Here is a 22,829-nt window from a genome sequence, read left to right as displayed (position 1 = left end):
CGCGGAAAGGCCTCGGAGGCATCTTACGCCGCCCTGAGGGCCCTGATCGTTCCGAGCGTTCCCGTCCGCAGCGTCGCGAGGCGGTGGATCAGGGGGCCGAGCGCGCCGCCGTCCCGGCAGGCGTCCTCGATCTCCCGGCACAGACCGGACAGGGCGATGAAGCCGAGGGCGCCCGCCGCGGCGACCATGGCGTGGGCGTCGTAGGCGAGCTGCTCCCGGTCGAACTCGGTCCGGCCCGGTTCGGCCCCCTCCGGGAGGAAGCGCAGCTCGAGGTCGAGCTCGAGCAGGGACAGGAGCGACAGCACGCGCTCGCGGCCCATCGTGGCCTGCACGGCGGCAAAGGCGGCGCGGTCGAGCAACGGCTCGCCGTGCCCGCGATCCGCGAAATCCGGCGGCACGCTTTCGGGGCGACGCCGGAGAAGGTCTCTGGGCGGACGAGCCGGGGATGTCGTCTCCCGCGCCCGCTCGGCGCCGACGGCCCGCCAGTGCTCGATCACCGCGCAGAGCTGGGCGCGCTTGAACGGCTTGCCGACATGGTCGTCCATGCCCGCCGCGATGAATTCCTGCACCTGCCCGTCGAGGACGTTGGCCGTCATCGCCACGATCGGCAGGCGGGCGGCGGGGCCCGTCATGGCGCGGATGCGGCGGGTCGCGGTGAGGCCGTCCATGCCCGGCATCTGCACGTCCATCAGCACGACGGAGTAAGGGTCGGTGCCGGCCTCCTCCGGGCCATAGGTGGCCTCGACGGCCGCGATCGCTGCGTTCCCGTCACCTGCCACATCGACGCGGTAGCCCTGCACCTCCAGCACGGCGCGGGCCAGCGTCTGGTTGATCGGCACATCCTCCACGAGCAGGAGCCGGGCCGGTCGCGCCGCTTCCGGGCGAAGCGGTCCGGCCGCCGGCTGCGCGGCGGGCGGCGTGGTGGCGCGCGGCAGGGCCAGGGTGAACCAGAAGGTCGAGCCGGCGCCCTCCCGGCTCTCGACGCCGATCTCGCCCCCCATCATGCTGACGAGGCGATGGCAGATCGCGAGCCCCAGGCCCGACCCGCCGAAGCGCCGGCTGATCGAGCCGTCGACCTGGCTGAAGGGCTTGAACAACCGGTGCCGCTGCGAGGGCGCGATGCCGATGCCGGTGTCGCTGATCTCGAAGCGCAGCGCTTCCGCGGGATCGCCGTCTGCGCCCGGGACGGAGCCCTCGTAGCGGGCCGTGAGGACGACGGAGCCCGCCGGCGTGAACTTGACCGCATTGTTGAGCAGGTTGAACAGCACCTGCCGCAGGCGGTTCGCGTCGCCGACCACGCTCGCGGGCAGGTCTGGATCGATCCGCGCCTCGACGGTCAGCGCGCTCTTGAGGGCGGTGCCGCGCACGATCGCGACCGTGTCCTCGATCAGCTTGCCCAGCGCGAAGGGAAGCGGGTCGAGTTCGAGTTGGCCGGCCTCGATCTTGGAGACGTCGAGAACGTCGTTGACGACGGTGAGCAGGGACTCGCCCGAGACGCGGATCAGTTCCAGGCGGCGCTGATCCTCCGGATCGTGGTCGGTCCGGTCGAGGAGCAGGTCGGCATAGCCGAGGATCCCGTTCAGCGGCGTGCGGATCTCGTGGCTCATGGCCGCGAGGAACTCGCTCTTGGCCGCACTCGCCCGCTCGGCCTCCACCGTGGCGGCGCGGGCCTCGGCGGTGGCGGCGCGCAGGGCCGCCTCGGCCGCCTTGCGCTCGGTGATGTCGAGATGCAGCCCGAGCATCCGGTAGGGGCGGCCGTCGCCCTCGTAGAGGGTGCGGCCGGAGGTGTAGAGCCAGCGCTCGCCCACCCGGTACTCCGCGGTGAAGCGGGACCGAGAGTCGACGGCGTGGTGGATCCGGTTCCACGCCTCGACGACGTCGTCGGGGTGGATGGTCGCGGTCCATTCCGTCGGCGACAGGGCGCGCGGTTCACCGGTCTCGGGCAGGCCGTAGAGCCTCACGCTCTCCGGCGACAGCACCGTGATGCCGGTGCGCAGGTTCCAGTCGAAGGTGCCGGCCTCCGCACCCTCCAGGGCGATGCCGAGCAGGCGGCTCGTATCCTCCACGGACAGCCGCGCGGAGACGATCTCGTCGATGTCGAGCGCGGTGCCGATCCACTCGGTGATCCCGGCCGGGTCGCCCGCGCTGCGGATCGGGGTGATCGACAGCTTGTGCCAGCGGTAGGAACCGTCCCGCGCCCTCAGGCGCCACTGGCCGTCATAGCCCCGGCCGCTGGCCTGAGCCGCCTGCCATGCCGCCTCCATGGCGGGCGCGTCGTCGGGATGGTTGCGAGCGAGCCGCTGCACCCGCGAGGCGCCGATCGGGCCGTAGTAATCCTCGAAACGCGCATTGACGTAGGTCGCCTCGCCGCTGTCCGGATCGATGGTCCAGACGAGCAGCGGCAGGGCATCGGCCAGGCTGCGGTAGCGCATCTCGCTGCGGCGCATCTCGGCCTGGATCCGCAGCCGGTCGGTCACGTCCATGAGGATGCCGAACAGCCCGATCGTGCGGCCCGCCTCGTCGGTCTTGCCGGTGCCGCGCACCAACACGTCGCGGACCGTTCCGTCGGGCCGCGCGAACCGCGTCTCGAACTCGAAGTCGCGCCCTCCGGCGATCGCCGCGGCGAGGGCGGCCTCGACGCGCTCCCGGTCCGCATGATGGCACAGCCGGGCGAGGCCGGGATGCTTGGCCGCCGGATCGAGCCCGGCGATGCGCAGCAGGCTCTCCGAATAGATCGGCTGGCCGCTGGCGAAATTGATGCGCCAATGGCCGACCTGGGCGATCTGCTCGGCCATGGTGAGGAGCGAGTTGGCGCTCGCCCGCCGCTCGATCTCCACGCCCTGGGCGCGGATGGTGCTCTCGTGGATCTGCCGCAAGGCCTTCTCGCTGGCGAAGGCGAGGTTGTCGCGCCGCAGCCGCATCTGCGCCATCACGATCTCGGCGAGGTCGCGCAGGGCCGCCGCGTCGTCCGGGGTGAAGTCCCGCGGCTGCGGATCGACGAGGCAGAGGGAGCCGAGCCGCACGCCCGGCCGCAGGATCAGCGGGGCGCCGGCATAGAACACGATGTGGGGCGGGCCGGTGACGATCCCGAGCCCGGAAAAGCGTGGGTCGCAGCGGGCATCGGGAACGACGAGCATCGCATCCTGCTCGATCGTCTGGTCGCAGAAGGAGTCCTTTCGCGGCGACTGCGTCGGCATGGTGCCGGCGCAGGCTTTGAGCCATTGCCGCTCGGCATCGACCAGGGAGATATAGGCCGCCGCGACGCCGAACAGGCGCTGCGCCGTCCGGCACACGGCATCGAACTGCGCCTCCGGATCGCTATCCAGAATGCGCAACGCGTGCAGGGCCGCGAGGCGCTCGGCCTCGCTTGCCGCTCCCGTGGTCACGGCCTCACCGTCGTTCCGGACACCTCGCCCCTGCCTCCGATCCAATTTCGGTGCGCTCCGCCTGTCCCGGGCGGTGCTGCAACGCTCGGATGGTCTCCGATGCGCCGCGGGAGGGGGAGGGTCAAGGGCGCACGGACGGCGCGCAGGCGGGCCGCCTCCAGCGCCCAGACCATCCCCAGCATCATGTAGACGTGGCGCCATTTCTCCACGTCGATCTGCATCGCCTGGAGAAAGAACATCAGCAGCGCGGGGAACACGATCTGCGCGTAGGCCCGGTAGGGCGAGGGGCGCAGCATCAGCCGGACGCCGACGAAGGAGGTCGCCGCCACGAGGGCGATGAAGGCGGCCCCCGCGATCCAGCCGCCGTTGGCGAAGCTGCCGATGTAGGAATTGTGCGGCTCCAAGTTGAAGATCTGGCGCCAGCGCAGGGGGCCGAGGCCGAGCGGCTCCTCCAGCAGCATCCCCATGCCGCGGATCTGGTTGCCGAAGCGGCCGGTCTCGCCCTCGTCGTAGTCCTGCGTGACCGCGGCGCGGGTCTGGAAGGTCTGGGCGACGCTGTCGATCGAGAGCAACCCCGCCAGCGCGACCGCGCCGAAGCCGACGGTGACGAGGCCGAGGGTCACGATCCGCCGTCGCAGGGCCCGCGAGCGGCTCGTCGCGTAGAGCGCCACGACCATGACGGCGACCGCCACCACCGTCCCGCCCCAGGAGCCGCGCGAGAAGGACAGGAAAATGCCCGCCATCACGACGACGAGGCTGAGCAGCGACAGGATCGGCCAGCGGGTCGCGCCGGAGAGGAGGCGGTGGATCAGGTAGAGCGCGCCGAGCGTGAGGAAGGAGCCGAACACGTTCGGGTCCTGGAAGGTGCCCGAGGCGCGGCCGTATTTGTAGAACAGATCCTCGATGCCGAGCAGTTGCAGGTAGCCGACGATGCCGAGCCCCGCCGAGAGCACGCAGCTCGCGGTATAGGCCTTGAGCGCCACCTCGATGCGCGCCCGCGTGTCGTCGGCGTAGAGCATCGCGAAGAAGATGCAGGTGGCCGCGAGGTAGAACAGCTGCACGGTCCACGTCACCGACAGCGGCTCGTTGAGATAGGGCAGCAGCGCGATCCCCATCGCCGTGAGGTAGGCGAGGAGCAGGAGCACGAGGGGCAGCGCCCCCCTGTGCAGGCGGATGCCGAGCGCCAGCCACAGCACGATCGTCGGAATCGCCACGAGGTCGTAGGGCGAGGCGTCCGAGAAGGCGAAGCAGGCAAAGAAGATGAACGCCGCGTGGAGGCCGCTCGCCAAGCCCTGGACCGCGCGAAGGGCGGGGACGCGGCCCCAGGCGCCCGCGGCCCATGGTGACGCGCCCGCGGCCCAAGCCGACGCGGCGGCCGTCGCACCGGTCGGCGCGGCTGTCATGGAGGACATCGGCGAACTCGAACTCTCGCGGGGCCCCGCGCACGCCACCCGCCAGAGCCCCGCGACGCGGCACCCGGCGGGATTGCGGACCCCTCAACCGGACGGATCGAACCACCGAAAGGTTGCGTTTTAACCAACAGCACCGGGCTGCGGGGCACTTTCCGCTCTGTCAGGGTGCGCAACATGGCTACTAGCAAACCTGAGGTCGTCGTTCCGCCTGGGTACGGATTCATTCGCCGCGCCCCGCGCGAGATGCACGGCCGGGGTGCCTGCACCCCGGCCGGAACGACAAGTCCGAGGCGACGCGCCAGATGATCGCGCGATCGTCGCGGGCGCATCGTGACGGACGATGTGCCGACGTTATCCGTCGGAACGATTCTGCGACCCGAATAGGATCGACCCGGCGGCGGACTTTCGGCCGGATGGGACCGGCCTCGACTTTGCCGGGACGGCGCCGAAAAACCGGCCCAGCGCCTTGCCGGCTCACCACGTGCGCCACGGCACGTCAGGGCGGACAAACGCTCCCCATATCCAGTTTAGCGAAGAAAACGGAAGTTCGGATCGTCGGACTATCCTGAGACAGATCATCGGAGAGATTGATGAAGACCCGTATTGCCGCTGCCGTCGCCGCTATCGCCCTGGGTGTCGCACCGGTCACGTCCGCCCTGGCCTTCAGCGAAAGCTATGCCCGCCCGATCCCGATGACGTCCGGCTGGACCGACTCCCTCGGCGTCCATGACGGCCCGCGCTACGCCGCCTGCCCGATGAACTCGGCCGCGGAAGGCAACGCCAACCAGCAGAACTTCCCGGTCAAGCAGTACGGCCAGACCGCGGGCGGCAACCGCTGCTGAGTCTTCGGCCCGATCCAGCCGGGACGAGCCTGATCTCTCAACCCTTGTTTGAACGCGCTTCGTTTCCGCCGAACCGGCAGCGGGATCGGCGACAGGCGCTTCGATTGGATACGAATGGAGGATTTTCGACAGATGCGGATGATGCAGGCGTTTTCTTACGGGATGATCGGTGCTCTCGCGGTTGGCCTCGTGACCACCGCGATCGGCTCTGCGAGCGTGTTGCTCAACCTCTGACGCCGAACGCCACCCTCTGATCGAAAGTCCCCGGTCGGCCGACCGGCGGTGCGATCGACGAAAACGAAAGGGCCGCCCGCGAGGGCGGCCTTTTTTCATGCGCGTTTCCCGATCGGCAGCGCGCTGCTTCATACCAAATCCGTTTGATCCCTTCGGAATAGCGGATTTGGGCTTCGCTCAGGCGCCGCGCGGGCTGGCTGATCCGGTCCCCGCTTGGATCAAGCGGCGACTGTATTGCGGGTCAAGCCATGAGGTTGCTTTCAGCGAAGGTTTTGTCGTCCTTGAGGAGGGCGTTGGCGAGGACGACGAGGCGTCGGCCGGTGGCGACGATGGCGACCTTGGCGGGTTTGCCCGCGTCTCGCATGGCCCGGTAAGGGAGCTTGAAGGTCGGGCAGGTTCGGGCCGCGACCATGCCGGCCATGTAGAACGCGGTTCGCAGACACGGTCGACCGCCCGCGATGGCGTGGCGTCCGGGATGTCCGCCGCTCTGGGTCGGGTGGGGCGCCATGCCGGCCAGACTCACCGCGGCCTTGCGGTCGAGGGCTCCGAGTTCGGGCATGTCGGTGATCAACACGGTGGCGATGCGCCGGGCGATGCCCGGGATCGAGGTGAGGATCACGCGCCTGCGGGCGAGGGCCGGATCGGCGCCGATGCGCTGGTCGAGTTCCGCCTCAATGGCCGCGCAGGCGCCCTCCAGGGTCTTGATCACCGTCCGGTGACTGTCGGCCACCAGGGGATCGAGGGCCTGGGCGAGACGCGTCTTCTCCATGGCGATCAGCTCGGTGATCTGGCGCCGACGGGTCGAGAGCGCCTTGAGCCGGACCTGATCGAGCGCGGGCGCGGGGTGCAGGTGCTCGGGCATGCGCTGAGCAAAGCGCGCGATGAGGGCTGCGTCCAGCCGGTCGGTCTTGGCGATCTGTCCTTCAGCCGTGCGGAAGGCCCGGACCCGGCGCGGATCGACCAGGGCGACCGCAAAGCCAGCCTCGGCCAGGGCGACCGTGCCGGGATGAGCATAGGGACCGATCGCCTCCAGGGCGACGCGCAGGATGCCGCGCGGGCGCAGGGCGGCGATCAGGCGTTCGATGCCGGCCGGGGTGTTGTCACACCGGAGCGGCTTGGCGGCGGGATGGAACCCGAGGTCGAGGAAGTGCTGGCCGACATCGATGCCGGCCACCGGTACGAGGCTGAGCATGGCGGATCCTGTCCTGTACGCGGGTGCCCGCCGCAGCGGGACCCAACCGATTGTTCGGAATACGCAAGACAGGGCGTCCGGGATCGTGCCGTTTGACGGTCGCGCCACGACGGCAAAGCCGGTGTCATCGTGACGGACCCGGAAACCGTCAGATCGCCAGACGCCCACGCCGTATCAAAGCACGGCCAGCCCTCAGGTACAGGAAACCGTATCAGACCTTACAGGCGAAGAAGCCTTCGCGGATCGCCTCCGGATCGAGGTTGCGGCCGATGAACACGACGCGGGAGACGCGCGGCTCGTCGGCGCCCCAATCGCCCTGGACGTCGCCGTCGAGGATCATGTGCACGCCCTGGAAGACGAAGCGCTTCGGCTCGTCGGGAAAGGCGACGATGCCCTTGCAGCGCAGGATGTCTGGCCCCTGAACCTGGGTCAGGTTCGAGATCCAGGGCATGAACTTCTCCGGATCGACCGGGCCGTCGATCTTGGCCGAGACCGACTGCATCTGCTCGTCGTGGTGATGGTGGTGGCCCTCCTCCAGGAAGTCGGGCTCCACGTCGAGGATGCGCGCGAGGTCGAAGGCGTTGCGGTCGAGTACCTGATCGAGCGGGATCGCGCAGCGCTCGGTGCGGTGGATCTTGGCCCAGGGGTTGATCGCGCGGATCTGGCCCTCGACACGGTCGAGATCCTGGCCCGAGACGAGATCGGACTTGTTGAGCAGGATCACGTCGGCAAACGCGATCTGGTTCTTCGCCTCGGGCGCGTCGGTGAGCCGGTCGGTGAGCCACTTGGCGTCGGCCACCGTCACCACCGCGTCGAGCCGGGCGGCCTCGCCGACATCCTGATCGACGAAGAAGGTTTGGGCCACGGGGGCCGGGTCGGCGAGCCCGGTGGTCTCGACGATGATCGCGTCGAACTTGCCGCGGCGCTTCACCAGCCCGTCCATGATGCGGATCAGATCGCCGCGCACGGTGCAGCAGACACAGCCATTGTTCATCTCGAACACTTCCTCGTCGGCGCCGACTACGAGGTCGTTGTCGATGCCGATCTCGCCAAACTCGTTGACGATCACGGCGTAGCGCTTGCCGTGCTGTTCGGTGAGGATGCGGTTGAGCAGCGTCGTCTTGCCGGCGCCGAGATAGCCGGTGAGCACCGTCACCGGGATCTTTTGGGATGCGGCGAGGGGGGAGGCGTCGGACATGGCAAACCTGGGCAGAGGGAGCTGTGAAGGGTATGGCCTGTCATATTGTATCAACGGGCGTCCATGAAAGGCCGCGCCGTTGCAACGCAGCCTCTTGTCACGCTCCGCCGTTCGAACGGGCCGGCCGCAGCCCCTCGCTGAGGGCCGCCAGCGTCCGCCCGAACCCCTCCGGGCCGGCGAGGAACCGCTCCAGCAGCAATGAACCCTCCAGCGTCGCCACGATCATCCGGGCATGGGCCTGCGGGTCGAGGCCGGCGCGGACGCTGCCGGAGATCTGGCCCTCCTCGATCACGCCGGCGAGCCAAGCGATGTGCTTCTCGAAGAAGGCGGTGATGGCGCGGCGCAGGGCCTCGGGCAGCGTCTCCAACTCGACGGCGAGCGCCGCGCACAGGCAGCCGAGCCCCTGCTCGACCCCACCGAGATAGAGCCGGCCATAGGCCTCGATCCGGGCGACCCCGTCGCTGGTCGCGCCCGAAATCTCGTCGAGCGCCGCGTCGTAGCGCGCGTCGTAGGCCTCGATCAGCGCCTGGGCGAGCGCTTCCTTGGTGCGGAAATGGTGGTGGATGCTTGCCTTGCGGATGCCGACCGCCTCGGCGAGGTCGGCGTAGCTGAAGCCGGAATAGCCCCGGCCGCGCACCAGGATCTCGGCCTCGCTGAGGAGCGATGCGCGCGTGTCTCTCATCGTCCGTCCGTTCGTATCGGGCCGATCACGTGCCCGCGATGGACCCCTTCGTTTCGCGATGGTGGCACTTGACGGCGCAAAAATCTACCTACTAGATGGTTTGCACTATATCGACAAAATCAGCGGGAGGAAGCGGCAGATGGCGGCACGGACGTGCCAGGGTCACGAGTCCGGCGGAGACGGGCGATGAGCGCCCCCGTCACACGCCGCGCGGCCTTGTTCGGCGGGTTCTGCCTGTGCTGCCTGCCGCGGGCGGGCTTTGCCGTCGATGCCATGACTATGGAGGAGGTCGCACCCGGCACCTTCATCCGGCGCGGGCCCGACGCAGAAGCGACACCGGCGAACGCTGATGGGATCGCCAATATTGGCTTCATCATCGGGCGCGACGGGGTGCTCGTGACGGAATCCGGCGGCAGCCTGGCCGACGGGCAGTGGCTGCGCCGGGAGATCGCCCGGCGCACCGACAAGCCGATCCGCTACGTGATGCTCACCCACGTGCATCCCGACCATGTCTTCGGTGCCACCGCCTTCCGCGGCGACAACCCCACCTTCGTCGGCCATGCGAGCTTGCGCGGTGCGCTCGATGCCCGGGGCGCGTTCTACCGCCAGCGGCTCGTCGAGATCCTCGGAGAGGCGGCGGCGGGCGAGGTGGTCTACCCGACGATGGAGGTGAAGGATCACGCCGAGATCGATCTCGGAGACCGCACGTTCCAGCTCACCGCCCACGGTGCTGCGCATACGAGTTGCGACCTGTCGATGCTCGACACCGGCAGCGGGCTACTGTTCCCCGCCGACCTGCTGTTCGTCGGCCGTATCCCCTCGCTCGACGGCAGCCTGCTCGGCTGGTTCAAGGAGATCGAACGGCTGAAGGCGGTGGGCGCCGCCGACGCGGTGCCGGGCCACGGCCCGACGCGGGTCGCGTTCGCGCCGGCGATGGCCGATCTCGCGCGTTATCTCTCGGCACTGCGCGACGAGACCCGCAAGGCGGTGGCCTCCGGCGTGCCGATCGAGGCCGCGGTGCAGACCGTCGCGCTGGGGGAAAAGGACAACTGGGCGCTGTTCGACACCTATAACGGCCGCAACGTCACCCAGGCCTACCAAGAACTCGAATGGGAATGACCGCCGCCCGCTTCGGGGGACTTCAAGGAAGGAAACGCGCCATGAAACGCCTGATGTTCGCCCTCGGCCTGACCCTCTCCGCGGCGGCGCTCGCGCCCGCCCCGGTGCTGGCCGGCGCCACCGATACCGACGAGGAACGCGCCGCCCGCTGGACCGAGATCAAGGCGTCGATCTTCGGTGACCGGAAGGTCGAGGCCAGCGACAGCGCCGTGAAGATCGACGCGCCCGCTCGCGCCCTCGACGCCGCCCTGGTGCCGATCGGCCTGACGCTCGCCGACAAGGACAGCGTGAAGGGCCTCTACTTCATCATCGACGACAACCCGTCGCCCTACGCGGCGCACTTCACCTTCGGCCCGGCCGCCGACCCGGGCGAGATCAAGATGCGGGTGCGGGTGAACAACTACACCAACGTCCACGCCGTGGTGGAGACCAAGGACGGGCGGCTCCTCGAATCGGCCAAGTTCGTCAAAGCTTCGGGCGGCTGCTCGGCGCCGATGGGCATGAGCGACGAGGAGGCGATGAAGGGCATGGGCGAGATGCGCATGAAGTTCGTCGGCGACGTCCAGCCCGGCAAGCCGGCCGAGGCGACGCTGATGGTGCGCCATCCGAACTTCTCGGGGATGCAGATGAACCAGCTCACCCGCGACTACACCCCGGCCCGCTACATCCAGGCGCTCGACGTGACCTACGGCGACACGCTCGTGTTCCACCTCGACGGCGACATCTCCATCGCCTCGAACCCGGTCATCAACTTCGCCTTCAAGCCGGAAGGACAGGGGTCGCTCAAGGTCACGGCCTCGGACAACCAGGAAGGGCGCTGGGCGCAGACCTTCCCCGTTCCGTCCGCGAGCAACTGACGCCGATGGGGAAGAGCATGCGGGTGATCGCCAGAACCGCGGCGTTGGCCGCCCTCGGCCTGATGCTCGGCGCGGCCGGCCCTGCCGACTCGCCGGTCAACGTGCCGGAGCCGGACGGGCTCTATACCGGGCCGCCGAAGGGCTACACCCCGGCGACCCTCAAGGGCGCGACGGTCATCGATCTGAAGGGGCTCGAGGGCCTGCTGGCGCAAGGGCCGGTCCTCATCGACGTGGTGCTGGCCGACCGCCGGCCCGAGGGCCTGCCCGCCGACCGGCCCTGGCTGCCGACCCACCGCTCGCTCCCCGGCGCAGTCTGGATGCCGGGCGCGGGCGGCGCCCCGCTCGCACCCGAGAAGGAGGAAGCCTTCCTCAAGCGCGTCGCCGAGCTGACGGGCGGGGACAAGGCCAAGCCCGTCGTGACCTTCTGCCGGCCGGAATGCTGGGGCAGCTGGAACGCCGGCAAGCGGCTGGTCGCGGCCGGCTATAGCCGCGTCCACTGGTTCCCCCCCGGCGTCGAGGGCTGGCAGGACGATCACGACACCGCCGTCGCCAAGCCCGATCCGGCCTGGGCGCGTGTCGACAGCGCGCGCGCCCCCCAGCGCTGAGCCTTTGAGCTGAGAGGCCGTGAGGACACCGATGACGAACCGCCGGAACGTTCTCATCCTCGCGGCGGCCGTCCTGGCCGGCGGCTGGGCCGGTGCCGGACAGGCCGCCGAGTCCGCCGCCTACGACCAGAAAGCCTTCGAGGCGGCGCAGGCGGCGGGGCGGCCGATCCTCGTGCAGATCTCCGCGCCGTGGTGCCCGATCTGCCGCGCACAGAAGCCGATTCTGGCCGCGCTCTCCGCCGACCCGCGCTTCAAGACGCTCGCCGTCTTCACGATCGACTTCGACACGCAGCGCGAACTCGTGCGCCGGTTCGGAGCGCAGATGCAGAGCACGCTCATCGTCTACAAGGGCGGCACTGAGGTTGCCCGCTCGGTCGGCGAGACCCAACCCGAATGGATCGAGCAGCTCCTCGAAAAAGCGCTCTGACACGTTTTTGCCATGATTCGGCCAAGTGTGCTCAAGAGTCTAAATTTCGAGCAATCTCAATCGCCTCGATCTTCAGGCTACGCCATTGACACCGGCTTGGATGTGGCGGAAAAACGGCGGACCCGGAGGCGGTCCGAAGTCTAGGGAGGAAACGCCCGAAAAAGGGCGAGCGGGACGACCGAAGCGCATTTCACGTTGATTGCCGGCCGCCGCTTTCGGCGGTCGTTGCGTGAAGGAGCCGGAACGCCGCAGGAGAAGGCAGGCCCCTCCGGGTGAACCTTCTCGTCGTGACACTTCGCGTCCGATCCACCGGAACCGACCTACAGGCCCCCTGCGGGGCGGCGCGATCGGGCTTATAGAGGCGTTCCGCACGCCGCGCCCGATCCGATGGGCGCCCCCGGGAACGCCAGACTCCGGATCACGAGCCATGTCGCAGGTCGTTCAAACGCGCCGTCTCCAGGCGGTCGATCTGATCAAGCGCAAGGCCGAGGGGCGCAAGATCATCGCGCTCACCGCCTATCACGCGCACACGGCGGGCATCGTCGATGCCTATTGCGACTTCGTGTTGGTGGGTGATTCTCTCGGCATGGTCATGCACGGCATGGAATCGACCCTGCCGGTGACCCTGGAGATGATGATTCTCCAGGCCCAGGCCGTGATGCGCGGCACCTCCCGCGCCCTCGTCGTGGTCGACATGCCGTTCGGCTCCTACGAGGCGAGCCGCGAGCAGGCTTTCCTCAACGCCGCCCGCGTCCTCAAGGAAACGGGCGCCGGGGCGATCAAGCTGGAGGGCGGCGCGCGCTTTGCCGAGACGGTCGCCTTCCTGACCGAGCGCGGCGTGCCGGTGATGGGGCATATCGGCCTCACCCCCCAATCGGTGAACACGATGGGCGGCTTCAAGGTGCAGGGGCACGGGGCCGGCGACGAAGACCGCCTGCGGGCCGATGCCCGCGCGATCAGCGATGCGGGCGCCTTCGCCATCGTGTTCGAAGGCATCGTCGAGCCGGTGGCGCGGGCCATTGCCACCGACCCGACGATCCGCGCGGCGACCATCGGCATCGGCGCGACCGCCGCCTGCGACGGGCAGATCCTCGTGCTTGAGGACATGCTTGGCCTGAGCGACCGGGTACCGCGCTTCGTCAAGAGCTACGGCTCGCTGCGCGCCCATATCGAGGAGGCGGTGCGCGCCTATGCCGATGAGGTGCAGGCGGGCCGCTTCCCGGCCGAGGGGCACACCTACCCGCCGCGGTGACAAGGCCATCGCTTCAGAGCGATCACCCTGGGTTTCGGCCGGCCCCAATCGCTGGCGCCCGCCTGCGCAGGCACAGTCCGGCTTGACGAAACGCCCCCCATCGGGCATTGACCGCGCCGGAATTCGGCCGGGGCTTCCCGGCCTTTTGCGTTTCGCCCGCGCTGGCGCCGCCACCAGCGAATCGCCCCTCGACCCGCTTTAGGAGCGCCACGCCATGGCCAAGGCCGTTACCGTCAAGATCCGCCTCGTCTCGACCGCCGACACGGGCTACTTCTACGTCACGAAGAAGAACTCCCGCACGCAGACCGAGAAGATGGTCATGAAGAAGTATGACCCGGTCGCGCGCAAGCACGTCGAGTTCAAGGAAGCCAAGATCAAGTAAGAGAGATCAAGTAAGCCGGTCTCGCCCAAATCCCGGACCCCGACCGCCTTCGGGGCGTGTCGGTGCAGCCGGGGGCGAGATACCAAGCGTCCGCTTCCCTGGGAAGCGATGCGGCAAGGCCGCTCCGGCATCGGGGCGGCTTTTTCGCGTTCCGGCACCCGCTTCCTTGTAGCATCGACCCATCCTCACGGAGTGCTGAAGAATCAGGGCGGCCCGGCGTAACGCTCGCGCAAGCGATCGCGTCTAGGGTCGGCGCATGAACGCCTTGCCCAGCTGCCTCGCTCCGGCCGGTATCGGCCTCACCATTGCCTCGGCCGCCACCGTCCTGGAACGGTCCGGCTACGCGCATTCAGCCGAAATCACCCTGGGGGCCGCCCTGGTGGCGACCGCTCTGGTGGTGTTGCTGCGCTCGGCCCCGGCCTGGTTCCGGGTGAGCTGACGTTCTCGCCGAGGCGTGGCCGGTCGCGGGCTCAGGCGCGGTCGAGCCGGGCGGTCAGCATCCGCACCTTGAGGCGGGGCGAGAACGGCAGGCCCGCCAGCACCCGCTCCCGCCGCACCACATCGCCCGCCCGCGGTCCGCGCGCGCCGACCACGCTCTCTCCTCGCGCGGCGATCCGAGCCGGTAGAGCACCGTATGCCCGTCGCATCCGGCCGAGCGCCATGTCCGGCCGCGCCGTGCCGACGAAGCGGTCGAGGCTGCGGATCCAGCCCTCCGCCGGGATGTCGCCCGGCTCCAGGCACAGCAGCCACTCGCGCCGCGCCGCCCGCGCGCCCGCGCTCCACGGGTTGGCGCCGGGCGGGCGCACGACCAAGGTTGCACCGCTGCCCTCGGCCACCGTCTCCAGCGCGGGGCAGGCCTCCGCCGTCACGATCACCGCGTCGCCCACGAGCCCGGCCGCCACGCCCGCAACGAGTGCGCTCAGCGTGTCGGCGAGGCACTCGATCGCGGCAGGGTCGGCGGATCGCGCCACGTGGATGAGGCCGGAGATCATGGGGGGCGAATACCCGATTTTCCGCCTTCGCAAAGCACTCGTTGCGCTGCCCTCGCCTTCGACGGCCCCGGAGGACGGACAAAGCCCTCACCTGCACGAAACTTGTGCATCCCCGCTTTTCATGTTCGCGCTATGTTCTTATGAAGAACGCGAGCATGGCATGACGGTGGGGTTCGGGGTGGGGAACGGACAGACGCCGCTTCGGGGAAAGCCGACCGGCTTCTCACAAGGCGGTTCCCCGGTCGCGCCGGAGGCACGGCGCGGTCGCGGGGCGACCGCCAACCCGGAGGGGCGCTTCGAGGCGACCCGGCACGAGACCTTCGACGATGGCTGGCCGGGGGAGGCGGAACGTGTCCGGCGTACGGAGGTGACGCCGGAACGCGCCCGCCACATCATCACCCGCAACGCCTCGCCGGACATCTCGTTCGACCGGTCGATCAATCCGTATCGCGGCTGCGAGCACGGCTGCGTCTATTGCTTCGCCCGGCCGAACCACGGCTATGTCGGGCTCTCACCGGGTCTCGATTTCGAGACGCGGCTGTTTTCGAAACCCGATGCGGCCGCCCTGCTGGAGCGCGAGCTGTCGGCGCCGGGCTACCGGCCGCGGACCATCGCGCTCGGTACCGCGACCGACCCCTACCAGCCGATCGAGCGCACGCACGGCATCACCCGCGCCGTGCTGGAGGTTCTAGCCCGGTTCCGCCATCCCGTCGGCATCGTCACGAAGTCGAACCTGATCCTGCGCGACCGCGATCTCCTCGCCGAGATGGCGGCGCAGGGTCTCGTGAAGGTGGCGATCTCCGTGACCACCCTCGATCCGGATCTCGCCCGCCGCATGGAGCCGCGCGCGCCGCATCCGCGCAAGCGCCTGGAGGCGATCCGGAGCCTGAGTGAGGCGGGCGTGCCGGTGATGGCGATCGCTGCACCCGTCATTCCCTCGCTCAACGATCACGAGATCGAGGCGATCCTCGAAGCGGCTCGGACGGCGGGCGCGCGGGAGGCCAACTACGTGCTGCTGCGCCTGCCGCACGAACTCGACGAACTGGTCGGCGACTGGTTCTCGGAGCATTATCCGGGGCGCAAGGCGCACGTCTTCTCCCTGCTGAGCGGGGCCCGCGGCGGCAAGGCCTACGATGCCGCCTTCGGCACCCGCATGATCGGGCAGGGCCCCTATGCCGACCTGATCCGCCGCCGCTTCGCCCTGGCCAAGCGCCGCCTCGGCTATCCGGAAGAACCGGTGCGCCAGACGACGGAGCTGTTTCGCCGGCCGGAGAGGGCAGGGGACCAGCTCGCTTTGTTTTGAGGAGTCTCGGGGGAGGGCGAGCGCATCCCCTCGCCCCGCGTGCGGGGAGACGGCAGCCGAGGGTGAGGGGGCTTGGCCGGAACAGGCTGATCCTGAGCCGCCCCCTCACCGCCGCTGCGGCTGCGCCTCCGCTTCCCATGGGCAAGACGGGGTGGCCATGGGCCTCTCCCCGCGTGCGGGGAGAGGGGGGCTCAACGGGACACGCAGCGATCCAACCGCGTCACGCGTCCGAGAGGGCGCGCGCGGCCTCGAACCGCCCCGTGAAGCTCACCCGGTGGTGCGGGCTGCGACCCTGCGCGGTGAGGCCGGCAAGGTGGGCGGCGGTGCCGTAGCCGGCATTGCGCTCCCAGGCATAGGCCGGGTGGCGCGAGGCCAGACGACGCATGATCTCGTCGCGAACGGTTTTGGCGACGATGGAGGCGGCGGCGATCTGCGGCACGAGGCGGTCTCCGCCGATCACCGGGCGGCAGCCCTGCGTGAGGCCGGGAACCGGATCGCGCCCGTCCACCAGCACGGTCGCGTCGAGCCCGAGGCCCAGGACCGCCCGGCGCATGGCGTCGAGGGTCGCGCCGCGCACGTTCACCCGGTCCACCAGCGCCCGCGAGCCCGCCGCGAGCGAAACCCGCGCATGCGCCCGGATCAGCGGGGTCAGCGCCTCGCGCGCGGCATGGTCCAGGCGCTTGCTGTCGTCGAGCCGGGCCAGGATCTCCGGCGGAAAGGCGACGGGGTCGAACCAGACGGCCGCCACCATTACCGGACCGCACAGGGCCCCGCGCCCGACCTCGTCGCAGCCGATCACCGCCGGATAGGTCGCGGCAAGTGCCGGATCGAAAGGGCGCGGGGCTTTGACGGATTTCGGTCGAAGGGCCATGGCGCGGACCCTCGCATTCTCGCGGTCGCCGGTCATCCCGGGGCGGGTCAAAACCCGGCGGACAAGGGGGACCACACTGAAAAAGTATCCGGCGGCATCCGATCGGTCCCGCCGGAAGGTCGGCGTCGTTCAGCCGGGGCGCGGCAGCGGGGCGCCGCTCGGATGGCGGGCGGAACGCCGAGCCGATCCGGGCGCGTGGGCGGTCGCTATGTTGTCGTAGAACTGGCGGGCGCTCTCGGCCCAGGTGTAGCGCATCGCCTCCGCCCGGCAGCGCTCTCGCGGGATCGCGAGCGCGGCGAGCGCTGCCGTGCGCAAGTCCGCGTCGAGGGCGCCCGCGCCGGTGCCACCGATCACGTCAAGGGGCCCGGTCACGGGATAGGCCGCCACCGGCAGGCCCGAGGCGAGCGCTTCTAGCAGGACGATGCCGAAGGTGTCGGTCAGGCTCGGAAACACGAAGGCGTCGGCGCTGGCATAGACCCGCGCCAGCGCCTCGCCGGTGAGCGCACCGAGGAAATGCGAGTCCGGCGCCAGCGCCTCGAGCCGCGCCCGATCCGGCCCGTCGCCGACCACGACCTTTGAGCCCGGCAGGTCGAGGCTGAGGAAGGCGGCGAGGTTCTTCTCGACCGCGAGCCGGCCGACCGAGAGGAAGATCGGCCGCGGCAGATCGCGCAACGGGCCGGCTTCTGTCTCTTCATCGCGGGGGCGAAAAAGGTCGGTATCGACGCCGCGGGTCCAGCGCATCAGGTGGGTGAAGCCGCGCCCGGCCAGTTCCCGTTCGAGAGAGGGCGTGCTGACCATGGTGCCGCTCGCCGCGGCGTGGAAGCGGCGCAGCCACGCATAGCTCCAGGCCTCCGGCACGGGGGCGCGGGCGGCGAGGTATTCGGGAAAGCGGGTGTGGTAGCTCGTGGTGAAAGCCTGCCCCCGTGACAGGCAGGCGGCGCGCACCGCGTGGCCGATCGGCCCTTCGGTGGCGATGTGCACATGGGTCGGCGCGAGCCGCTTCCAGCGCGACAGCACCCGGCCGCGGGTGACCAGCGAGAGCCGGATCTCGCGGTAGCCCGGCATCGGCAGGGAGGGGAAGTCGGCCGGCGTCAGCATCAGCGCCTCGACGCCGAGGCCGGCGGCGGCCTCGGCCATGCGCTCCACGGAGCGCACCACGCCGTTGACCTGCGGGTGCCACGCATCGGTGGCGAGCAGCAGCCTCATGCGGGTCTCGTGTGTGGGGGAAAGGTCAGGCGACGGCGCGTCGGATTTCGGGCTCGAAGCTCTCCGCCGCACGGCGCTCGCGCAGCAGGGTCGGGTAGTGCAGCACCTCCATGCGGCCGTCGTAATGCTCGACGATGCCGGTGCAGGATTCCACCCAATCGCCGGTGTTGAGGTAGGTCAGCCCCTCGACCTCGCGGTGGGCCGCGTGGTGGATGTGGCCGCAGATCACCCCGTCCGCGCCCTGGCGCCGGGCTTCCGTGGCGAGGAAGGTCTCGAACTGGCCGATGAAGTTGACTGCGTTCTTCACCTTGAGCTTCGCCCAGGCCGAGAGCGACCAGTAGGCGAGGCCGAGGCGACGCCGCACCCGGTTGACCACGGTGTTGACCGCGAGCGCCGAGGTGTAGGCCCAGTCGCCCAGATGCGCGAGCCACTTGGAGTGGCGCACCACCATGTCGAACTGGTCGCCGTGGATGACGAGGTAGCGCTTGCCGTCGGCCGCGACGTGGACCCGGCTGTCGGCGATCTCGATGCCGCCGAAGGTCATGCCGATATAGTCGCGCAGGAACTCGTCGTGGTTGCCCGGCACGTAGACGACATGGGCGCCTTTCCGCACCTTGCGCAGCAGCTTCTGCACCACGTCGTTATGCGCCTGCGGCCAGTACCAGCCCGAGCGGAGCTGCCAACCGTCGACGATGTCGCCGACGAGGTAGATCGTGTCGGCATCGACGTCGCGCAGGAAGTCGAGCAGCAGGGCCGCCTGGCAGCCCTTGGTGCCGAGATGCAGATCGGACAGGAAGAGCGTCCGAACGCGGATGGTCGATTCCGGATCTTGGGACACGGGCGCCTCCGGCTCCTCACAACCGCATCGCGATGCGGGAGAGCCAAATCGCATTCCGATCTCAGTTTGATGACGGCGGGGTGCATCAACCTGCCCCGCTTCCGCGCTCCGGCCGGCCTTTCCCGGTTTCGGGCATCGCGCCCGCCCACGGCGTGCCGCAGACCCCGCCCGCGGCCGGCGCATACGAAAATCTTTTTGTTTTTCAGTTCAGTTTTTTCCGTTTTCCATTCCCCGGCGGGGGAGGCATAACGGCAGCCAAGGTCATCCGCCGTGCGTGCCTCGTGCATGCGCGGCAGCACCCGGCAGAGGTGTGGGAATGGCCGCGACGGATGGGAGCGCTGGACACGCAGCAGGAGCGCGCTTGAATGCGGCGCTGGGCTGACGCATCGAGGGTTCTGTCCTTTGGAGGCGACCGGCGCGGCTGCACGCGCCGCGACGCGGGCGGCACGACGGCCGCTTCGCCGCTCCGGGACGGTCAACGATCCGACATCGCAGTGGTACGGTCCCGGCCGGCGGAAGGCATCTTTGCGCGCGGCCTTGCGGCGGGACTGAACGACGTTTCGCGGCGGGCTTGCGCCCGCCATCAGGATCGGGCGGGATCGCGGCCGCGAAGGGCCGCTCTGCCCAGAACGACTTAATTGGAGGAAATTCTCATGGCGGCAACGAGACGTCCGGGACGCAACCACCTGTTCGTTCCCGGCCCGACCAACATCCCGGACCGGGTGATGCGCGCCATGTCGGTGCAGTCCGAGGATCACCGCTCGGTCGATTTCCCGTCGCTGACGAAGCCGCTGTTCGAGGACACCAAGAAGGTGTTCGGCTCGACCGAAGGCACGATCTTCCTGTTCCCGGCCTCCGGCACGGGCATCTGGGAATCGGCGCTGAGCAACACGCTCGCCCGCGGCGACAAGGTGCTGGCCGCCCGCTTCGGTCAGTTCAGCCACCTCTGGATCGACATGGCCCAGCGCCTCGGCCTGGACGTGATCGTCCAGGAAGAGGAGTGGGGCACCGGCGCCAAGCCCGAGAAGATCGAGGAGGCCCTGCGCGCCGACAAGAACCATGAGATCAAGGCCGTCATGGTGGTCCATAACGAGACCGCGACCGGCGTGACCTCCAACATCGGCGCCGTGCGCAAGGCGATCGACGCCGCCGGCCACCCGGCCCTGCTGTTCGTGGACGGCGTGTCGTCCATCGGCTCGCTGCCCTTCAAGGCCGACGAGTGGAAGGTCGATTGCGCCATCGCCGGCTCCCAGAAGGGCCTGATGCTACCCGCCGGCCTCGGCGTGCTCTGCGTCAGCCAGAAGGCGCTCAAGGCTGCCGAGGGCCAGTCCGGCCGCAACGACCGGCTCGCCCGCGTCTACTTCGACTGGGAAGACCAGAAGAAGCAGAACCCGACCGGCTACTTCCCCTACACCCCGCCGCTGCCGCTCCTCTACGGCCTGCGCGAGGCGCTCGCCTGCCTGTTCGAGGAAGGCCTGGAGAACGTCTACCACCGCCACGCCGTGCTCGGTGAGGCGACCCGCCAAGCCGTCGCGGCCTGGGGCTTGAAGACCTGCGCCAAGTCGCCGGAGTGGAACTCCGACACCGTCACTGCCATCCTGGCGCCCGAAGGTGTGGATGCGGCCAAGATCATCAAGCACGCCTATGTGCGCTACAACCTCGCCCTCGGCGCCGGCCTGTCCCAGGTCGCGGGCAAGGTGTTCCGCATCGGCCACGTCGGTGACCTGAACGAACTCTCGCTGCTCGGCGCGATCGCCGGTGCCGAGATGTCGCTCATCGACAACGGCGTGAACGTGACCCCCGGTTCGGGTGTCGCCGCCGCCTCCAGCTACCTGCGCGAGAACCCCCTCGCCAAGGCCTGAATTTTGGTGAGCGGCGCCGGTTCCAACGGCGCCGCTTCCGCCAAGTAGAGAAGGGCGCCCCGCGGACGATCCGGCTTGCCGGACCTTGCGCGGGAGACGCTTCGAGACAGTGAGGAAACGGGGCCGGCGTTACGCCCGCCGGTCGATCCGGAAGGGGTCCAGAATGACAAAGAAAGTCGTCTTCCTCGATCGCGAGTCGCTCGACGCGACCGTGCGCGAATTCAACTTCCCGCACGAGTACAAGGAATACGAGTCGACCTGGACGCCGGAGGAGATCGTCGAGCGCCTTCAGGGCGCCGAGATCGCGCTCATCAACAAGGTGCCGATGCGCGCCGACACGCTGAAGCAGCTTCCCGACCTGAAGCTGATCGCGGTGGCCGCCACGGGCACGGACGTCGTCGACAAGGCTGCTGCCAAGGCGCAGGGCATCACCGTCGTCAACATCCGCAACTACGCCTTCAACACCGTGCCCGAGCACGTGGTCGGGCTGATGTTCGCCCTGCGCCGGGCGATCGTCCCCTACGCGAATTCCGTGCGCCGGGGGGATTGGAACAAGTCGAAGCAGTTCTGCTACTTCGATTACCCGATCTACGACATCGCCGGCTCGACGCTCGGCATCATCGGCTACGGCGCGCTCGGCAAGTCGATCGCCAAGCGGGCGGAAGCCCTCGGCATGAAGGTGCTGGCCTTCGACGTGTTCCCCCAGGATGGGCTCGTGGATCTCGATACGATCCTGACCCAGTCCGACGTCATCACGCTGCACGTGCCGCTGACCCCCGACACCAAGAACATGATCGGGGCCGAGCAGCTCAAGAAGATGAAGAAGTCCGCGATCCTCATCAACACCGCCCGCGGCGGGCTGGTGGACGAGGCGGCCCTGCTCCAGGCGCTCAAGGACGGCACCATCGGCGGCGCCGGCTTCGACGTGGTGGCCCAGGAGCCGCCGAAGGACGGCAACATCCTGTGCGACGCCGACCTGCCGAACCTGATCGTCACGCCCCACGTGGCCTGGGCGAGCAAGGAGGCGATGCAGATCCTCGCCGACCAGCTCGTGGACAACGTCGAGGCCTACGTCGCGGGCAAGCCGCAGAACGTCGTAGAGGCGTGAGTGGCTGCGGCGCCAAACGGGGCCGCGCTATGAGAAACATCTCAGGGGCGAGGACGATCGGGGCCGGATGGCCCTGGGCTTATCCTCCCTACGGACGTGCCGCGTGACCCGTCACGGCGGCCCATGAACAACCGGCCAGAGGAATCATGTCCAAGAAGCTGCTCTTCCAGTTCGACACCGATGCCGCCCCGAGCGTGTTCGACGTCGTCGTCGGCTACGACGGCGGTGCCGACCACATCGCCGGCTACGGCAACGTCACGCCCGAGAATGTCGGCGCCTATGTCGACGGCACGATCTACACCCGCGGCGGTAAAGAGAAGCAGTCGACGGCGATCTTCGTCGGCGGCGGCGACATGGCCGCTGGCGAGCGGGTGTTCGAGGCGGTGAAGAAGCGCTTCTTCGGACCGTTCCGCGTCTCCTGCATGCTGGACTCGAACGGCTCCAACACGACCGCCGCGGCGGGCGTGGCGCTCGTCGTCAAGGCGGCGGGTGGCTCGGTGAAGGGCAAGAAAGCCGTGGTGCTCGCGGGCACCGGCCCGGTCGGCATGCGCTCCGCGGCGCTGCTGGCCGGCGAGGGCGCCGAGGTCGTGCTGTGCGGGCGCAAGCTCGACAAGGCGCAGGCCGCGGCCGATTCCGTGAACAAGCGCTTCAAGGTGAACGTCACCGCGGCCGAGACGCCGGACGACGCCTCGCGCTCGGAAGCGGTGAAAGGCGCCCATCTCGTCTTCGCCGCCGGCGCGATCGGCCTCGAATTGCTGCCGCAGGCGACTTGGCAGAACGAAGCCTCGATCGAGATCGTGGCCGACTACAACGCCCAGCCGCCGCTCGGCATCGGTGGCATCGACGCGACCGACAAGGGCAAGGAGTACGGCGGGAAGCGCGCCTTCGGTGCGCTCGGCATCGGCGGCCTGAAGCTCAAGCTGCACCGCGCCTGCATCGCCAAGCTGTTCGAGTCGAGCGAGGGCGTCTTCGACGCCGAGGAGATCTACAAGCTCGCCAAGGAAATGGCCTGACGGCTTCATAGCCTAGGACATCGTCCCGAAAATGGTTGCCGTCTTTCG

The 22,829-nt window shown here is 69.1% G+C and carries 21 protein-coding genes; 12 read left to right on the top strand and 9 right to left on the bottom strand.

Annotated features, from left to right (window positions below):
- Nucleotides 1-23 precede the first annotated feature (23 nt).
- Both J2W78_RS19805 and J2W78_RS19800 read right to left on the bottom strand, forming a co-directional pair.
- Nucleotides 24-3,386 carry a PAS domain-containing protein gene (locus J2W78_RS19805; protein ID WP_253373320.1) on the bottom strand — a complete coding sequence of 1,121 codons (3,363 nt, stop codon included), beginning with the start codon at nucleotides 3,384-3,386 and terminating at the stop codon, nucleotides 24-26.
- Entirely contained in the window at nucleotides 3,383-4,798 is a 1,416-nt protein-coding gene (locus J2W78_RS19800) for an O-antigen ligase family protein (protein WP_253373319.1), read from the bottom strand. Before J2W78_RS19800 ends, J2W78_RS19805 begins: the two co-directional genes overlap by 4 nt.
- A gap of 590 nt (nucleotides 4,799-5,388) precedes the next feature.
- On the opposite strand from J2W78_RS19800, the gene J2W78_RS19795 reads away from it, so the two are divergent.
- A complete protein-coding gene (locus tag J2W78_RS19795; protein WP_253373318.1) occupies nucleotides 5,389-5,640 on the top strand; it encodes a hypothetical protein in 252 nt (83 codons plus the stop codon).
- 475 nt (nucleotides 5,641-6,115) lie between these two features.
- Here the strand turns inward: J2W78_RS19795 and J2W78_RS19790 are convergent, their stop codons facing one another.
- From J2W78_RS19790 to J2W78_RS19780, 3 genes are all read right to left on the bottom strand, one after another.
- On the bottom strand, nucleotides 6,116-7,066 hold the full coding sequence (locus tag J2W78_RS19790) for an IS110 family transposase (protein ID WP_253373317.1): 951 nt from the start codon (nucleotides 7,064-7,066) through the stop codon (nucleotides 6,116-6,118).
- Nucleotides 7,067-7,277: 211 nt separating this feature from the next.
- A complete protein-coding gene (locus J2W78_RS19785) occupies nucleotides 7,278-8,264 on the bottom strand; it encodes a CobW family GTP-binding protein (RefSeq protein WP_253373316.1) in 987 nt (328 codons plus the stop codon).
- A gap of 97 nt (nucleotides 8,265-8,361) precedes the next feature.
- Nucleotides 8,362-8,946, bottom strand: coding sequence for a TetR/AcrR family transcriptional regulator (locus tag J2W78_RS19780; RefSeq protein ID WP_253373315.1), 585 nt, complete (start codon nucleotides 8,944-8,946; stop codon nucleotides 8,362-8,364).
- A 186-nt stretch (nucleotides 8,947-9,132) separates the two neighbouring features.
- On the opposite strand from J2W78_RS19780, the gene J2W78_RS19775 reads away from it, so the two are divergent.
- From J2W78_RS19775 to J2W78_RS19745, 7 genes are all read left to right on the top strand, one after another.
- Nucleotides 9,133-10,065 (top strand): quinoprotein relay system zinc metallohydrolase 2, encoded by a 933-nt coding sequence (locus J2W78_RS19775; protein ID WP_253373314.1) that lies wholly within the window; start codon nucleotides 9,133-9,135, stop codon nucleotides 10,063-10,065.
- 41 nt (nucleotides 10,066-10,106) lie between these two features.
- Nucleotides 10,107-10,922, top strand: a complete 816-nt coding sequence (locus tag J2W78_RS19770) for a quinoprotein dehydrogenase-associated SoxYZ-like carrier (protein WP_253373313.1) — start codon at nucleotides 10,107-10,109, stop codon at nucleotides 10,920-10,922.
- A 17-nt stretch (nucleotides 10,923-10,939) separates the two neighbouring features.
- Nucleotides 10,940-11,527, top strand: a complete 588-nt coding sequence (locus J2W78_RS19765) for a rhodanese-like domain-containing protein (protein ID WP_253374093.1) — start codon at nucleotides 10,940-10,942, stop codon at nucleotides 11,525-11,527.
- Nucleotides 11,528-11,558: 31 nt separating this feature from the next.
- Nucleotides 11,559-11,954, top strand: coding sequence for a thioredoxin family protein (locus J2W78_RS19760; protein ID WP_253373312.1), 396 nt, complete (start codon nucleotides 11,559-11,561; stop codon nucleotides 11,952-11,954).
- Between the two features lie 427 nt (nucleotides 11,955-12,381).
- Nucleotides 12,382-13,206, top strand: a complete 825-nt coding sequence (gene panB / locus J2W78_RS19755; RefSeq protein ID WP_253373311.1) for a 3-methyl-2-oxobutanoate hydroxymethyltransferase — start codon at nucleotides 12,382-12,384, stop codon at nucleotides 13,204-13,206.
- A gap of 214 nt (nucleotides 13,207-13,420) precedes the next feature.
- On the top strand, nucleotides 13,421-13,588 hold the full coding sequence (rpmG, locus tag J2W78_RS19750) for a 50S ribosomal protein L33 (RefSeq protein ID WP_003602581.1): 168 nt from the start codon (nucleotides 13,421-13,423) through the stop codon (nucleotides 13,586-13,588).
- 256 nt (nucleotides 13,589-13,844) lie between these two features.
- Entirely contained in the window at nucleotides 13,845-14,027 is a 183-nt protein-coding gene (locus tag J2W78_RS19745) for a hypothetical protein (RefSeq protein ID WP_253373310.1), read from the top strand.
- A gap of 31 nt (nucleotides 14,028-14,058) precedes the next feature.
- Here the strand turns inward: J2W78_RS19745 and J2W78_RS19740 are convergent, their stop codons facing one another.
- Nucleotides 14,059-14,580 carry a hypothetical protein gene (locus J2W78_RS19740; RefSeq protein WP_253373309.1) on the bottom strand — a complete coding sequence of 174 codons (522 nt, stop codon included), beginning with the start codon at nucleotides 14,578-14,580 and terminating at the stop codon, nucleotides 14,059-14,061.
- A 160-nt stretch (nucleotides 14,581-14,740) separates the two neighbouring features.
- Here J2W78_RS19740 and J2W78_RS19735 point away from each other — a divergent pair, with 160 nt between their 5' ends.
- On the top strand, nucleotides 14,741-15,883 hold the full coding sequence (locus tag J2W78_RS19735) for a PA0069 family radical SAM protein (RefSeq protein WP_253373308.1): 1,143 nt from the start codon (nucleotides 14,741-14,743) through the stop codon (nucleotides 15,881-15,883).
- 220 nt (nucleotides 15,884-16,103) lie between these two features.
- Here J2W78_RS19735 and J2W78_RS19730 read toward each other — a convergent pair whose 3' ends face one another.
- From J2W78_RS19730 to J2W78_RS19720, 3 genes are all read right to left on the bottom strand, one after another.
- Nucleotides 16,104-16,754, bottom strand: a complete 651-nt coding sequence (locus J2W78_RS19730) for a ribonuclease HII (protein ID WP_253373307.1) — start codon at nucleotides 16,752-16,754, stop codon at nucleotides 16,104-16,106.
- Nucleotides 16,755-16,883: 129 nt separating this feature from the next.
- Complete coding sequence (locus J2W78_RS19725; protein WP_253373306.1) at nucleotides 16,884-17,960, bottom strand: glycosyltransferase family 4 protein; 1,077 nt, start codon at nucleotides 17,958-17,960, stop codon at nucleotides 16,884-16,886.
- Nucleotides 17,961-17,985: 25 nt separating this feature from the next.
- Nucleotides 17,986-18,798 (bottom strand): UDP-2,3-diacylglucosamine diphosphatase, encoded by an 813-nt coding sequence (locus tag J2W78_RS19720; protein ID WP_253373305.1) that lies wholly within the window; start codon nucleotides 18,796-18,798, stop codon nucleotides 17,986-17,988.
- Between the two features lie 653 nt (nucleotides 18,799-19,451).
- On the opposite strand from J2W78_RS19720, the gene J2W78_RS19715 reads away from it, so the two are divergent.
- From J2W78_RS19715 to J2W78_RS19705, 3 genes are all read left to right on the top strand, one after another.
- Complete coding sequence (locus J2W78_RS19715; RefSeq protein ID WP_253373304.1) at nucleotides 19,452-20,660, top strand: aminotransferase class V-fold PLP-dependent enzyme; 1,209 nt, start codon at nucleotides 19,452-19,454, stop codon at nucleotides 20,658-20,660.
- A gap of 163 nt (nucleotides 20,661-20,823) precedes the next feature.
- Nucleotides 20,824-21,768, top strand: a complete 945-nt coding sequence (locus J2W78_RS19710) for a D-2-hydroxyacid dehydrogenase (RefSeq protein WP_253373303.1) — start codon at nucleotides 20,824-20,826, stop codon at nucleotides 21,766-21,768.
- A gap of 146 nt (nucleotides 21,769-21,914) precedes the next feature.
- Nucleotides 21,915-22,781, top strand: a complete 867-nt coding sequence (locus J2W78_RS19705) for an NADP-dependent methylenetetrahydromethanopterin/methylenetetrahydrofolate dehydrogenase (RefSeq protein ID WP_253373301.1) — start codon at nucleotides 21,915-21,917, stop codon at nucleotides 22,779-22,781.
- The last annotated feature ends 48 nt before the right edge of the window (nucleotides 22,782-22,829 follow it).

Source organism: Methylorubrum extorquens, from assembly GCF_024169925.1.
Taxonomy (GTDB): Bacteria; Pseudomonadota; Alphaproteobacteria; order Rhizobiales; family Beijerinckiaceae; genus Methylobacterium; species Methylobacterium extorquens_A.
Note: the sequence above shows the minus strand (reverse complement) of the source record. Positions and strands in the feature narration are given on the sequence as shown.

Excerpts from the sequence above, each read along its gene's own strand:
- J2W78_RS19800 (WP_253373319.1), bottom strand. The coding sequence starts at position 4,798 with ATGTCCTCCATGACAGCCGCGCCGACCGGTGCGACGGCCGCCGCGTCG.
- J2W78_RS19795 (WP_253373318.1), top strand. The coding sequence starts at position 5,389 with ATGAAGACCCGTATTGCCGCTGCCGTCGCCGCTATCGCCCTGGGTGTC.
- J2W78_RS19790 (WP_253373317.1), bottom strand. The coding sequence starts at position 7,066 with ATGCTCAGCCTCGTACCGGTGGCCGGCATCGATGTCGGCCAGCACTTC.
- J2W78_RS19785 (WP_253373316.1), bottom strand. The coding sequence starts at position 8,264 with ATGTCCGACGCCTCCCCCCTCGCCGCATCCCAAAAGATCCCGGTGACG.
- J2W78_RS19780 (WP_253373315.1), bottom strand. The coding sequence starts at position 8,946 with ATGAGAGACACGCGCGCATCGCTCCTCAGCGAGGCCGAGATCCTGGTG.
- J2W78_RS19775 (WP_253373314.1), top strand. The coding sequence starts at position 9,133 with ATGAGCGCCCCCGTCACACGCCGCGCGGCCTTGTTCGGCGGGTTCTGC.
- J2W78_RS19770 (WP_253373313.1), top strand. The coding sequence starts at position 10,107 with ATGAAACGCCTGATGTTCGCCCTCGGCCTGACCCTCTCCGCGGCGGCG.
- J2W78_RS19765 (WP_253374093.1), top strand. The coding sequence starts at position 10,940 with ATGCGGGTGATCGCCAGAACCGCGGCGTTGGCCGCCCTCGGCCTGATG.
- J2W78_RS19760 (WP_253373312.1), top strand. The coding sequence starts at position 11,559 with ATGACGAACCGCCGGAACGTTCTCATCCTCGCGGCGGCCGTCCTGGCC.
- panB (WP_253373311.1), top strand. The coding sequence starts at position 12,382 with ATGTCGCAGGTCGTTCAAACGCGCCGTCTCCAGGCGGTCGATCTGATC.
- rpmG (WP_003602581.1), top strand. The coding sequence starts at position 13,421 with ATGGCCAAGGCCGTTACCGTCAAGATCCGCCTCGTCTCGACCGCCGAC.
- J2W78_RS19745 (WP_253373310.1), top strand. The coding sequence starts at position 13,845 with ATGAACGCCTTGCCCAGCTGCCTCGCTCCGGCCGGTATCGGCCTCACC.
- J2W78_RS19740 (WP_253373309.1), bottom strand. The coding sequence starts at position 14,580 with ATGATCTCCGGCCTCATCCACGTGGCGCGATCCGCCGACCCTGCCGCG.
- J2W78_RS19735 (WP_253373308.1), top strand. The coding sequence starts at position 14,741 with ATGACGGTGGGGTTCGGGGTGGGGAACGGACAGACGCCGCTTCGGGGA.
- J2W78_RS19730 (WP_253373307.1), bottom strand. The coding sequence starts at position 16,754 with ATGGCCCTTCGACCGAAATCCGTCAAAGCCCCGCGCCCTTTCGATCCG.
- J2W78_RS19725 (WP_253373306.1), bottom strand. The coding sequence starts at position 17,960 with ATGAGGCTGCTGCTCGCCACCGATGCGTGGCACCCGCAGGTCAACGGC.
- J2W78_RS19715 (WP_253373304.1), top strand. The coding sequence starts at position 19,452 with ATGGCGGCAACGAGACGTCCGGGACGCAACCACCTGTTCGTTCCCGGC.
- J2W78_RS19710 (WP_253373303.1), top strand. The coding sequence starts at position 20,824 with ATGACAAAGAAAGTCGTCTTCCTCGATCGCGAGTCGCTCGACGCGACC.
- J2W78_RS19705 (WP_253373301.1), top strand. The coding sequence starts at position 21,915 with ATGTCCAAGAAGCTGCTCTTCCAGTTCGACACCGATGCCGCCCCGAGC.